Here is a 13,022-nt window from a genome sequence, read left to right on the forward strand (position 1 = left end):
ATAATACTGTAGTGCTTTAGAGAGAGGGGGAACTACAATGCTGGAACGATATGGGCATGGAGGGGACTTATGGACGGCCGCCGAGGCGTTCGGTAAAGACAAGGATGAATTTCTTGACTTCAGCTCGAATATGAATCCGTTAGGACCGCCTGCAGCGGTTGAAGCCATATTGAGAGATCATTGGCGCGATGTGGTTGCTTATCCCGATCCAGCAGTTCGCGAGCTGCGCCTTAAGCTTGCGCATCGCTATAACGTGCCTATGGAGTCGATTCTCGTAGGAAATGGAGCAGCAGAGCTTATTGACCTTGCTGTCCGCGTTCGTCAACCTCGTCTGACGGCGTTGGCACGGCCGTCTTTTTCCGAATACGAGGAAGCGGTGGACAAGACGAAGGGGCGTATTCACGAGCTGCTGCTGCGGGAAGAGCACGGCTTTATCATGCAGCTTCCTGATGTTGAGAAGGCTATTGCGGCCTCGGATATGCTCTTCTTCGGTTCGCCGAACAATCCTACGGGACGCCTGCTGCCGGAAGGTGTTCGCGAGCTTCTCTCGCGAGCTAATAAACCTGTTATTCTTGATGAGGCATTCATCGATTTTTGTCCGGACGAGGATAAGTTGACGATGATACGTCAAGCGGCAGCTTCATCCCACTTCATGGTCATTCGCTCCATGACGAAATTTTATTCGATTCCCGGCCTTCGCCTCGGTTTCATCGTGGCTCACCCTGATGTGATTGCACAGATGCGGAGCCAACAGGTGCATTGGAGCGTCAATACAATGGCACAGTTGATCGGCACCGCTGTATTGGACGATGAAGCTTACGAGCAGAAGACTCATGCTTGGCTGGCTGAGGAGCGCCCGTGGCTAATAGGCCAACTGCAATCTCTAGGCCTCATCGTCACACCAAGCGATACGAACTACCTTATGTTTTCACTCCGTGGTTTAGGTCTTACGGTGAAAGCTTTACAGACCGAAATGGGGCAGCGCGGTGTATTGATACGGGACGCTTCGCTTTTTCCAGGTCTTGACGAGAATTACGTAAGGGTTGCGATTCGGCTGCGGGAGCACAATGAGCGTCTGGTAGCTGAGCTGCAAGCCTCAATTCAAGCCTTGCTCGAACGATCCGGGCCGACGATACTTTATTCTCAATCGGAGGCTGTTCATTCAAGCTCAGGCCTCACACGCAGTGCATCAAGCAATTTACAAGAACAATCTTTTACTTTATCCGTGTCGGGTCAAGGCTTGAATCCTGAAACAGGCAACAATTCAAAGGATCTTGCTGAAGAGCTCCTATCTGCATCTGAAGGATCGACGGTAACTCCTATAGCCGCAACGCTTATGGTCCAAGGTACCTCCTCTGATGCCGGAAAAAGCCTGATTACGACGGCGCTATGCCGAATTTTATTGCAGGACGGTCTGCGCGTAGCTCCTTTTAAATCGCAAAATATGTCGCTTAACTCCTACGTGACCCCGGACGGCAAAGAAATCGGCAGAGCGCAGGGAATGCAGGCAGATGCCTGCCGCATTCCAGCGACTACAGATATGAATCCAATACTGTTAAAGCCGAAGAAGGATATGGTATCGCAAGTCGTAGTTCACGGGAAGCCGTATCGCGATTTGGATGCCCGAACTTATCGGGAGAAGTATTTAAGCGAAGCCGAATCTATCGTCAAGGACTCTCTGTACAGGCTGCGGCAATCATATGACGCGGTTGTTCTAGAAGGTGCGGGCAGCCCGGCTGAAGTTAACTTGAAGGACAGAGACATCGTTAACATGCGACTTGCAGGTTGGGCGGATGCTCCTGTCGTACTTGTAGCCGACATCGATAGAGGAGGCGTATTTGCTTCCATTGTAGGTACCATGGACATCTTCACTCAAGAGGAAAGGGACCGCGTGCAAGGCTTTATTATTAACAAGTTTCGCGGTGATGTGACGCTGCTGTATCCTGGTCTTGATTGGCTCGAAAAACGGACAGGGAAGCCGGTGCTGGGTGTCATACCATACCTGCCTGACCTGGAGCTCGAGGACGAGGATTCCGCATCGCTCGACCGGAAGCTTGCTACGGGTATTTTGGCCAAAGGCAGCCCTGGAGTGCCCAACATGAAAGGCGATGCAGAGAAATTGGAAGCCGATAATGAGATGCTAGATATCGCTGTTATCCGATTGCCTCGCTTATCCAACTTCACGGATATCGATCCGCTGCTGTATGAACAAGACGTACGCCTTCGTTTCGTCAGCTCTCCTGAAGAGCTGGGGCGTCCGGATGCCGTCATTTTACCGGGCAGCAAAAATACCGTCGATGACTTGCTGTTTCTTAGAGAAAATGGCTTGGATCAGGCGCTGCTGCGACATGCGGAGCAAGGCGGAACCATGGTTGGCATTTGTGCTGGCTATCAGATGATGGGCAGCAAGCTGCTTGATCCAGAGCTGGTGGAGTCGGATCGTCCGGAAACAGCTGGACTTGGCCTGCTGCCTACGGAAACCGTGTTTACTTCCGATAAGCGGACGGTACGTGCTGAAGGAACTACTCAAGCGCGTGAGTTAGGCAACAACACGCTGCCGATTTATGGCTATGAAATTCACATGGGCCGGACGCGATTCTTGGAACCAGTGAAGCATCCGTTTCAAATCAGGGAAGTGGGCGGAAGCGAGGCCTATCATGAAGATGGCGTGATCACAGTGGACGGCAAGCTGTGGGGAACGTATGTGCACGGCATTTTACATAATGACGATTTCCGCCGAGAATGGCTTAACTCGATTCGGAAGGTGAAGGGTTGGCAGCCAAAGGCTGCAGAGCTTCGCTTTCAAGAACGAAGAGAGGCAGCATTTGACCGGTTGGCGGATCATGTGAGACGCCACTTGGATATGAAGCGGGTCTATGAGATGATAGGAATACAATCCTAAAAAAGCTGAGGGAGGCGAATATATGAGAATTTATACGCGAACAGGCGATGCTGGACAGACTGGAGTTATCGGCGGAAGGGTCGACAAGGATGATGTACGTGTAGAGGCTTACGGTACAGTCGATGAGTTGAACTGTTTTGTTGGGCAAGCGATGGGGTTTTTGGATGCAGAGAAGTGCGCCGATTTGTTAGCGGATCTGCTGGAGGTGCAGCACGAGCTGTTCGATTGCGGCTCTGACCTGGCTCTCCTGAAGCAGGAGCTTCGTCCATATAAAGTGACGGCCGAGATGGTCGATCGTTTGGAAGCATGGATCGATAAATATGATGCAGAGACACCGGACATCAAAAAGTTTATTTTGCCTGGAGGTGTTCAGGCATCCTCGGCTCTTCACGTGTGCCGGACAATATGCCGCCGTGCTGAGCGTAGGGTCGTTACATTGGCGAGGACACAGCCGATTAATGAGCAGGTTCGTCGTTATTTGAACCGATTGTCGGACTTCTTCTTCACTGTAGCAAGATTGGCGAACGTCCGCAGCGGCGTCAATGATGTCGAGTATGCGCGTAGTGCCGAGGTGTTCCGCCGTAAATGAATGCGTATTATGAACCCTTAGTGTACCATGTGTCGTCTGAGGAGGAAGGGTTCCTTCTGAAGACAATTTTACAAAATCGAATGCATTTGTCCCGCAAGCTGCTGTCCCGCTTGAAGCTGACGGAACAAGGTATTACGGTGAATGGCCAGCGTCAATATATCAGTGTTCGTGTTCATGAGGGAGATGTGGTAGAGGTTCGGATGATGCAAGAGGAATCCGATGATATTTTACCTCAGGATCTGCCCATCTCGATCATGTATGAGGACGAACATCTGCTTGTTTTGAACAAGGCAGCCGGAATGATCGTACATCCGACGCATGGACATTACGTGAATACACTAGCGAATGGCGTCGTGTACTACTGGCAGCAGAAGGGACTGAGCTTTCGCTTCCGGCCAATTCATCGGCTCGATCAGGAAACGTCGGGAACGCTTGCTGTGGCCAAAAATCCATTCGTTCATCAGCAGGTATCCGAGCAGATGCAGGTTCATCAGGTGAAGAAGGAATACATCGCATTAGTCCATGGCGTTATGGAAGAGGATGAAGGCACGGTTAACGAACCGATCGATCGAGATCCCGAACAGCCCCATATCCGGATCGTGACGGAGACGGGCTACCCTGCGGTTACCCATTATAAAGTGGAGCGCAGGTTCAAGGAAGCTACAATGGTGCGGCTGCGGCTCGAAACCGGGCGGACGCATCAAATCCGGGTGCATATGAAGCATCTCGGCCACCCGCTCCTGGGTGACAAGATGTATAAGCTTGGGATTGTGAATGACGTGGACGAAGCTGATAAGGAGTCGTCTCAAGTTTACGGGCTGGAGCGGCATGCGCTGCATGCTTGTACATTGGGATTTGTTCATCCTTCGACGAAGCAGTGGATTGAGTTCCATGCACCGCTTCCTGAAGATATGGAGCATTGCATCTGTCTGCTGCATGATCTGACTTGAGATTAAAGGATTCTGCGGAAACCGCAGAATCTTTTTTTCGTAATACATATAGATGGTTGCATTACAGTGGGAGCCAAGCGGGTCATGATGCTTCGACTTGACAATACATCGGCTTTCGCCGAAAATTTAATGAAAACCAATGATTTTCCAAAAGGAGCCTTTGACCATCATGAGTAAATCCGTAGTCGTATATCAATATCCACAATGCGGTACTTGCCGAAATGCCTTAAAATCACTAAAGCAAAAAGGCTTGGACGTACAAGCCGTGCACATATTCGATAATCCTCCGAGTCGTGAAGAACTCAAGAAATTGATCTCCGATAGCGGACTCGACGTTAAAAAATGGTTTAATACGTCCGGTGAAGTCTACAAAGAAATGCAGTTGAAAGACAAGCTTGCTCAAATGACCGAGGATGAAAAGATCGATCTGCTCGCTTCTAACGGCAGACTGATCAAGCGTCCTGTTGTGACAGACGGCTCTACCGTGACGGTAGGCTACAAGGAAGAGCTGTATGAAGAGGTTTGGGGCCGTTAAAGCGATACGCGAAGGAGCGTGACAGGATTGCAGCGAAACAATAAGAAGAAAAATCCGTTCTGGATGATCGGCACGGCTGTTGTTTTTCTGTTGGCAAAAGGAAAATGGCTGCTGTCGTTGTTAAAGTTCGGAAAATTCGGCGGCGTATTTATTTCTATGCTGCTTTCCATCGGCGGTTATGCGCTTTTATTTCCTTGGAGATTTTCCATAGGGCTTGTGCTGCTCATACTGGTGCATGAGCTCGGACATGTTGCAGCAGCCAAGCAGAAAGGACTACCCGTTAGCGCGCCTATATTTATTCCTTTTCTCGGGGCGTTGATTAATATGAAACGTCACCCGAGAGATGCGGTTACCGAAGCCTATGTTGCTTTCGGGGGCCCCATTCTTGGGACAGTGGGGGCACTCGCGGCGTTCGGCCTCGGCTACTTACTCAACAGCCCGCTGCTCTATAGCTTGGCGCTAGCTGGTTTTTTGATTAATTTATTTAACCTCATACCGATCCATCCACTGGACGGAGGACGAATCGCAACTGCGGTATCGCGATGGCTGTGGCTTGTAGGCTTAGTCGGCGGACTCGTATTGATCGTGTACAATTTCAGCTACATTTTGCTCATTATCTGGGTTATGTTTGCCTACGATTTGTATAAAAAATTCGTCAAGCACCGCAAGCACGGAGAGCAGCGAATGGTCAGTGCAAGCTTCCTTGTTCCAGCGGAGCCGCTCATTGAACAGGGATATATTATCCCGGGAGAAGAGCATAAACGTGAGCTTCCTTTTGTGACTTATTCCGATTTGGAAGGTCAGCAGTTCGTACGGGTCGTATGGGAAGGCTTGAATTTCCAAGGGACGATTCCGCTAATGCAGCAGGGAATTATCCAGAAGGTGCATGTAACACGACTTGAACGGCTTCAGAAGGAAGAGGGACTGCACTTGATGGTTCATTGCCAGGTCGATTATGAGCCGTTTGAGAATGACAGGTATTATGATGTGCCTAACGCTGTGCGCTGGAAATACGGGATTACGTATCTGGCTCTGGCCGCATTTTTAATCGCTATGATGTCGGTAGTTCATAAAGTTGGAAATATATAATCGAAAAGCAAAGAGGTCGTTGATCGATGAAACAATTTCAATCCAAGCGGTTATCCCATCTGGGATCCGCTATTTTTTCTGAAATGGCGCAGTGGAAGGAAGAGGTTCGCCGACAAGGTGTGGACGTTATTGACCTGGGTATCGGCAGCCCAGATCGGCCGCCTTCCGAGCGAGTAATTAGAGCAATGGAGCAGGCAGTTCGTAAGCCTGAGGTATACGGCTACCCAACTTCGGAGGGGAGTCCGGCATTTCGGCAGGCGGTAGCACAGTGGTATAAGCATCGATTCCAAGTATCTCTCGACCCGGAGACGGAAATCGTTGCACTGATGGGCTCACAAGACGGCTTATCTCACTTGGCGATGGCGGTTGCCGACCCGGGAGATGTCGCCATGGTGCCTGACCCTGGGTATCCGATTTATTCGGCAAGTTTGGTGCTTGCAGGTGTAGAACCGTATTTTCTACCGCTAAGAGAAGAGAATGGATATTTGCCGAAGCTGGATGATATTCCAGAGGAAGCAGCTCACAGAGCCAAGTTTATCTTATTGAATTACCCGAGCAATCCATTATCGGCGGTTGCGACAAGGCCTTTCTTTGAGGAGCTTATAGCCTTTGGTAAAAAATACGACCTGTTGGTCGTTCACGATTTGGCTTATTCGGAAATGGCGTTTGACGGATTCCGTCCGATGAGTATTTTGGAAATCGAAGGTGCGAAGGAAATTGCAGTAGAGTTTCACTCCTTGTCCAAAAGCTTCAATATGGCAGGCTGTAGAATCGCATTTATGGTGGGGCAGCCCGACGCGGTAAGAGCACTGCGTGTCTTGAAGTCAAACATAGATTACGGTGTGTTTTTGGCCGTACAGGAGGCGGGAATTGCGGCACTAGAGGAAGATATGGAGCATAAGGAAACCGTTGCTGGTCTATACGAGCGGAGGCGTGACATCGTTATAGACGGTCTTGCTGCCGCTGGCTGGGTGATCCCTCGCCCGAAAGCGACGATGTTCATATGGGCGCGTATTCCTAAGGGTTGGACCTCTCGACAAATTTCCCGGGAAATTCTGTATCATGCCGGAGTTGTCGTCATTCCGGGCGATGCGTTCGGCAAGGAAGGCGAAGGGTATGTACGGATTGCGATTGTACAGGAAGAGGAGCGTTTACGCGAAGCAGTGAGCAGAATAGAAAGATTCTTACTGACGGTGAAGCCTCCAGAGCAGGTTCAATCGTAACATAGAAGCTGTGGATAAAAATCTCTGATGGCGTTGACCAGCAGGGATTTTTTACGTTTATAGAATTCAACAATGTTGTGGATGCGATATGATGGAATTTTGAAGGATCTAATCCGAGTAGATAACTACCGTTCATGCTATGTCGCCTTTTTGCACTTTTACTTGTCATTTATTTGAAATTTAAACGATTTTACAAACGTGCTAAGATAAAGCCAAGTCGTTATTTCAAAGGAGAGATTATCGAATGTCAGAGAAGCTAAAAGTAGCAATTATCGGCTGTGGAGGCATTGCCAAAGGGAAGCATTTGCCGAGCTTAGTCAAGTTGGAACAGGTGGAGCTTGTCGCTTTTTGTGACATTGTTGTGGAGAGAGCCGAGCAGGCTGCCGAGAAGTACGGTGTCGCCGGAGCAAAGGTGTATGAGAACTATAAGGAGCTTCTGCAGGACCGAAGCATTCAAGTTGTCCATGTGTGCACGCCTAACGATTCTCATGCCGATATCTCGATCGCTGCACTCGAATCGGGCAAGCATGTGATGTGCGAGAAGCCGATGGCCAAGACGGCAGCGGATGCGCGTCAGATGGCAGAAGCGGCAGAGCGTACCGGTAAAAAACTGACGATAGGCTACAATAACCGTTTCCGTTCAGACAGTCTTTATTTAAAGCAAGTTTGCGATTCAGGAGAGCTAGGGGACATTTATTACGCCAAGGCCCATGCGATCCGTAGACGGGCAGTGCCGACATGGGGAGTATTCCTGGATGGAGAGAAGCAAGGCGGAGGACCGTTGATCGATATTGGTACTCACGCACTCGATTTGACGCTCTGGCTAATGAACAACTATGAGCCTAAGGCTGTACTTGGCACGACCTTCCACAAACTTTCGCAAAAAGAAAACGCTGCCAATGCTTGGGGCCCATGGGATCCGAAAAAGTTCACAGTCGAGGATTCCGCCTTCGGCATGATTACGATGAAAAACGGAGCGACGATTGTACTGGAGTCCAGCTGGGCGCTGAATACGCTGGATGTGAAGGAAGCGAAGAGCACGCTATGCGGCACTGAGGGTGGCGCAGATATGGAAGAAGGCTTGCGCATTAACGGAGAGAAGCATAGCCGTTTGTTCAAGAACCAGGTACAACTGGATTCGGGCGGCGTCGATTTTTATGACGGGAAAAAAGAAAGCATGCAAGACACGGAGATTCGTCTGTGGATCGATGCGGTATTGAATGACAAACAGCCGATTGTTACGCCGAAGCAGGCATGCGTTGTGTCGGAGATTCTAGAAGCGATTTATAAATCTGCGGAGACAGGCGAAGCGGTCTATTTCGATTAATATCTTTATAGTGTTCGTGCTGGAAATACGATATGATTTTAACAGGCGGAGGTACATAGGATGATCAGAGTAGCAATGTTAAGCTTTTGGCATGTGCATGCCAACGACTATGCCCGGCAGGCAACAGAGCACCCCGGCACGGAAATTGTGGCTGCATGGGATGAGCTCCCCGAGCGGGGACGCAAGCAGGCGGAAGAGCGCGGCGTACGATTTTATGAGGACTTGAACGAGCTTCTCGCTCAAAAGGACATTGACGGAGTCATTATTGACACACCGACAAATATACATCGGGAAGTACTGATTGCGGCTGCGCGTGCAGGCAAGCATATTTTCACCGAAAAAGTTATAGCGACAACGCTAAAGGAATGCAATGAAATTTTGGCAGCAGTCAAAGAATCCGGAGTGAAACTAACCGTGTCATTGCCTCGTTTGAACGCGGATTATACACTCGCGGTACAAGACATTTTGCGCCAAGGCGCTTTAGGAGACATTACACTGGTTCGCACCCGATTGTCTCATAACGGCGCTATACCGTCCGAACGCGGTCAGCAAGGTTGGCTTCCTGCTCACTTCTTCAATAAAGAGCAGTGCGGTGGCGGTGCTATGATCGATTTGGGCTGCCATCCGATGTACTTGGCGCGTTTGTTCCTGGGGCTGCCTGACAGCGTTTCTGCCAACTACGGCTATGTGACAGGTAAAGATGTAGAGGATAATGCGGTGAGTGTTCTTAGATATGCGAACGGCGCTTTGGCGATAGTCGAGGCCGGCTTCGTAAACCGCTTCTCTCCATTCGTTATCGAGGTGCATGGCACCGAAGGCAGCTTGCTGTATTCTACTCATGACAATAAGCTGCTTGTCCGGAGCTCGAAGCTTGGGGATGAATCGGCGAAGGAATGGCAAGTGCAGCAGCAGCTGCCGGAGAACCGTCCCTCTGCGTTCCATCAGTGGGTAAGCCATATTGAGAACGATACGAACGCTGATGAAAATATTCAACTTGCTTTAGATTTAACCCGCTTAATGGAAGCATCCAATATCTCGGCTAGCAACGGAGAGGCTTTTAAGCTTAGCGATTTGGCGCAATAGTTGTTACGAAAAGTACGGGAAGGGCTTGATCTGACCTTACGTGTGTAAGGAAGGGCGGGCTTTTCCCGCCTATGCTGTACACGGAGGTGAAAATGAATTTGGAATGTTCAACAAGAGTAACCTCTAAACCATATGCTTTCGATCTGATGCAGGAACAGCCCTATGCACTGGATCGGCTTGACCTTGAATTCCGTTGGGGAAACTATGGAATTCGTATGCTGAAATTTCATCATACTAGCTTTCCTCCAGGGCGAACCGTCAGCTTTCACAAGCATTCCGATTACGAATTTCACTATATTCCTCGCGGGAGGGGGAAAGTGATCCTGGGTGAGGTTCCCTACGCACTTCAGGAGGGGATGCTGTACCTGACCGGACCGAATGTGCTGCATTATCAGGAGGCTGACGAGCAGGAAGCAATGGATGAGCTCTGCCTGCATATCGACATTGTGAAGCTTGAGGTTGAAGCAAGCCACGGCAGTTCGGATACGAAGGATTGGGGCATAAAATGGGAGGTAGCCGAGGCAGAGGCTTGTATTCAACAGCTTCAGTCGCTTCCCGTAAGGCCGGCGGTCGACCAGTATCGGGCGATGGATTGCTTTCTGACCGCATACCGGGCGTGGCATGAGAATCAGCCGGGGCTGTTTACGGTGTTGAAGCAGGCGATTATTCAAATTTTGCTTCGCACAGCGCGTACCTATGCATCCGTACCTCAACCGGATTTGCCTTCCCGTGACATGAAGCATTATCGGTATCAGCAAGCGGTTCAATTTATCAAAGACAATTACATGGAACCTTTAACCCTAGAAGTTGTGGCCGAACGGGTTCAGATCAGTCCGAGGCAGCTCCAGCGCATTTTTCGCGAGCATACCAACGCAACCTTCAGCGAATATATAGAGCAGCTGCGCTTGACTCACATTTGCAGCGAGCTCAGTTTAAGCTCAGAGACGATTGATCAAATTGCTTTTCGTAACGGCTTTTCCAGCTCCAATTATTTGCATTACGTGTTCAAAAAGAAATTTGGGATCACACCGATGCAATATCGGCAGCAGCACCATGTCGTGTCCCCCTAGCCTTATTAATTGTTGCGACCAGGCCCAAATCAAAAGACTGTAACCTTGTTATATTTCAGGGTCTATGGTCTTTTTGCATAATAAGGTCACTTAAGCCTTCGGTTAAGGCAAATTCGACCAACTCGCCCCGTTCCTCTTAGTGCCATGGTATAATATATACAAAATGGCTTTGGGAGAGATGATTTTGAATTCATATGAAGAACAACCGCAATCCGTATTATTAGTCGATGGCATGGCTTTGTTGTTTCGTGCTTTTTATGCGACTTCGTACAGCGGGTACATAATGAAAACTAGCGCCGGGGTGCCGACGAATGCCGTCTTTGGCTTCGTCAAATACTTTTGGGACGCCATACAAACCTTTAAACCGACTCATGTCATCTGCTGCTGGGATATGGGCGGCAAGACGTTCCGCAATGAAAAGTTTTCGGATTACAAAGCTAATCGTGTGGATTGTCCGGAGGAGCTGATTCCGCAGTTTGATCTTGTCAAAGATGTCGTCGAAAGCTTCGGCGTGCCAAACGTCGGGTTAAGCGGCTATGAGGCGGACGATTGCATAGGAACTTTAGCCGGTACATATAGCTTGGAGAATGAGGTATATATATTGACTGGTGATCACGACATGCTTCAGCTGCTGCAGGAGCGGGTGAAAGTAGTCATAATGAAGAAGGGACAAGGCAATTACGCAGTATACAGTCCGGAGACGCTAATGGAAGAGAAGCAGCTGACACCTCAGCAGTTTATCGATCTGAAAGGCTTGATGGGAGATACGGCGGATAATTACCCTGGAGTGAAGGGGATTGGAGAGAAGACAGCTTTAAAGCTGCTTCTGGAGCACGGTTCTGTTGAGGGAATTATAGAGAACTTGACTCTTCTGCCCAAAGGAGTACGAACGAAAATCGAAGCAGAGCTTGAAATGCTGCATCTTTCCAGAGATTTGGCGCGGATTCGTACCGATGTTCCAGTAGTATGTGAGTTGGCTGCTGCCAGCTGGGAGGTCGATCGTGAGAAGGTCGTTGCCAAGTTTGAAGAGCTGGAATTTAAAGGGCTGTCCAAGTTATTAGGTTGATCATACATAGCACGTTCTTATTATTTGCACTTATTAAGGCCTCTTAATCCTCCATTGATTTGAATGAAGGAGGAAGGAGGCTTTTTATTATTATAAAAAGGTGCTTGTATGAGAGTGAACCATCTCATTTTGTTGCAATATGCTCGGATAATGCTTGAAAATGTTTGTATGCTTGAGAATATTGAAAAAGAGCATAATCAAGCGGTATTCTTATTTAGAAATATTTGATTTAAGTCCGTGAAAATAGTAATTTTCTATTGACAAATGGCATTTTGACAATGTAATCTAAAGTTACAAAAACAAGCATAAATGAACATATAAATGCGCATTGGTGTTTGTTTTGTTGAGTGTGAAGGGGGGAACATAGTGCTGGCTGCCGAGAGAAAGTGGAAAATCGTTGAATATGTGAGGCTGTATCAAGCGGCTTCGGTTGCAGCACTGGCTCAAGAATTCGGCGTGCATGAAGCGACCATTCGAAGGGATCTGGCGGAGGTTGAGCAGGAGGGCTTGTTGAAGCGAACTCACGGTGGAGTCATTGTTGAGAAGCTCACTAATAACGAGCCATCCTTTAATGAGAGAACGAATGTGCAGCTTGAGCAGAAGATGCGCATCGGCAAAATGGCTGCAAGCCTGGTTGAAGACGGCGATCATATTATTATCGACTCGGGTACGACTACGCTGCATATCGCCAAGAACCTGGTCCACCACACTAATGTAACCGTTGTTACTAACGATATGAACGTAGCAGCGGAGCTAAGGGACGCTCCGGGAGTCAAGGTGACTGTGACCGGGGGAGAGCTGTACCCGTCGAGCTTCATGCTTAATGGCATGTTCACCGATCATGTACTTCGATCACTGCACGTATCGAAAGCGTTTCTCGGGACGCCTGCGATTCACCCTAAGCACGGCTTAATGCATCCGGAAGCTCAGCTCGTACTGGCTAAGCAAGGAATGATTGCTGCTGCCCAGGAAGTCATCGTCGTAGCTGATGACACCAAGGTAGGCAAGATTTCGCTGCACACGGTTACACCGAACAGCTCTATCCATACTTTAATTACCGGCAAGGAAGTATCTGAATACGACATCAAACCGTTTCGGGATGCCGGTATCAATGTTATGACAGTTTAACTCCAGATGAACCTTTCCTGACAGGCTATAACCGGTCGGAAATTCATAATATACAGGATT

At 49.0% G+C, this 13,022-nt stretch carries 11 protein-coding genes; all 11 read left to right on the plus strand.

The window, feature by feature from the left end:
* Positions 1–37: 37 nt before the first annotated feature.
* A complete protein-coding gene (locus BP97_RS0122380; RefSeq protein ID WP_028551115.1) occupies positions 38–2,902 on the plus strand; it encodes a cobyric acid synthase in 2,865 nt (954 codons plus the stop codon).
* A gap of 22 nt (positions 2,903–2,924) precedes the next feature.
* A complete protein-coding gene (locus BP97_RS0122385) occupies positions 2,925–3,491 on the plus strand; it encodes a cob(I)yrinic acid a,c-diamide adenosyltransferase (RefSeq protein WP_028551116.1) in 567 nt (188 codons plus the stop codon).
* Positions 3,488–4,441 carry an RluA family pseudouridine synthase gene (locus BP97_RS0122390; RefSeq protein ID WP_028551117.1) on the plus strand — a complete coding sequence of 318 codons (954 nt, stop codon included), beginning with the start codon at positions 3,488–3,490 and terminating at the stop codon, positions 4,439–4,441. The genes BP97_RS0122385 and BP97_RS0122390 overlap by 4 nt, the downstream gene beginning before the upstream one ends.
* A gap of 169 nt (positions 4,442–4,610) precedes the next feature.
* The gene (locus tag BP97_RS0122400; protein ID WP_028551118.1) at positions 4,611–4,976 is read left to right on the plus strand and encodes an arsenate reductase family protein; all 366 of its coding nucleotides are present in this window, start codon (positions 4,611–4,613) and stop codon (positions 4,974–4,976) included.
* A gap of 63 nt (positions 4,977–5,039) precedes the next feature.
* Positions 5,040–6,065: a site-2 protease family protein gene (locus BP97_RS0122405; protein WP_156043287.1), complete on the plus strand. Its 1,026-nt coding sequence runs from the start codon at positions 5,040–5,042 to the stop codon at positions 6,063–6,065.
* 26 nt (positions 6,066–6,091) lie between these two features.
* Positions 6,092–7,288, plus strand: coding sequence for an LL-diaminopimelate aminotransferase (locus BP97_RS0122410; RefSeq protein WP_028551120.1), 1,197 nt, complete (start codon positions 6,092–6,094; stop codon positions 7,286–7,288).
* A 244-nt stretch (positions 7,289–7,532) separates the two neighbouring features.
* Positions 7,533–8,615, plus strand: coding sequence for a Gfo/Idh/MocA family protein (locus BP97_RS0122415; RefSeq protein ID WP_028551121.1), 1,083 nt, complete (start codon positions 7,533–7,535; stop codon positions 8,613–8,615).
* A gap of 60 nt (positions 8,616–8,675) precedes the next feature.
* Complete coding sequence (locus BP97_RS0122420; protein ID WP_028551122.1) at positions 8,676–9,698, plus strand: Gfo/Idh/MocA family protein; 1,023 nt, start codon at positions 8,676–8,678, stop codon at positions 9,696–9,698.
* A gap of 92 nt (positions 9,699–9,790) precedes the next feature.
* A complete protein-coding gene (locus BP97_RS0122425; RefSeq protein ID WP_051620881.1) occupies positions 9,791–10,768 on the plus strand; it encodes an AraC family transcriptional regulator in 978 nt (325 codons plus the stop codon).
* A gap of 184 nt (positions 10,769–10,952) precedes the next feature.
* Positions 10,953–11,834, plus strand: coding sequence for a 5'-3' exonuclease (locus BP97_RS0122430; RefSeq protein ID WP_442952384.1), 882 nt, complete (start codon positions 10,953–10,955; stop codon positions 11,832–11,834).
* A gap of 366 nt (positions 11,835–12,200) precedes the next feature.
* Positions 12,201–12,962 (plus strand): DeoR/GlpR family DNA-binding transcription regulator, encoded by a 762-nt coding sequence (locus BP97_RS0122440; protein ID WP_028551125.1) that lies wholly within the window; start codon positions 12,201–12,203, stop codon positions 12,960–12,962.
* Positions 12,963–13,022 lie beyond the last annotated feature (60 nt).

Source organism: Paenibacillus sp. UNC451MF (genome assembly GCF_000686845.1).
GTDB lineage: Bacteria > Bacillota > Bacilli > Paenibacillales > NBRC-103111 > Paenibacillus_S.

Coding starts and splice junctions, on each gene's coding strand:
- BP97_RS0122380 (WP_028551115.1), top strand. CDS start 38: ATGCTGGAACGATATGGGCATGGAGGGGACTTATGGACGGCCGCCGAG.
- BP97_RS0122385 (WP_028551116.1), top strand. CDS start 2,925: ATGAGAATTTATACGCGAACAGGCGATGCTGGACAGACTGGAGTTATC.
- BP97_RS0122390 (WP_028551117.1), top strand. CDS start 3,488: ATGAATGCGTATTATGAACCCTTAGTGTACCATGTGTCGTCTGAGGAG.
- BP97_RS0122400 (WP_028551118.1), top strand. CDS start 4,611: ATGAGTAAATCCGTAGTCGTATATCAATATCCACAATGCGGTACTTGC.
- BP97_RS0122405 (WP_156043287.1), top strand. CDS start 5,040: ATGATCGGCACGGCTGTTGTTTTTCTGTTGGCAAAAGGAAAATGGCTG.
- BP97_RS0122410 (WP_028551120.1), top strand. CDS start 6,092: ATGAAACAATTTCAATCCAAGCGGTTATCCCATCTGGGATCCGCTATT.
- BP97_RS0122415 (WP_028551121.1), top strand. CDS start 7,533: ATGTCAGAGAAGCTAAAAGTAGCAATTATCGGCTGTGGAGGCATTGCC.
- BP97_RS0122420 (WP_028551122.1), top strand. CDS start 8,676: ATGATCAGAGTAGCAATGTTAAGCTTTTGGCATGTGCATGCCAACGAC.
- BP97_RS0122425 (WP_051620881.1), top strand. CDS start 9,791: ATGAATTTGGAATGTTCAACAAGAGTAACCTCTAAACCATATGCTTTC.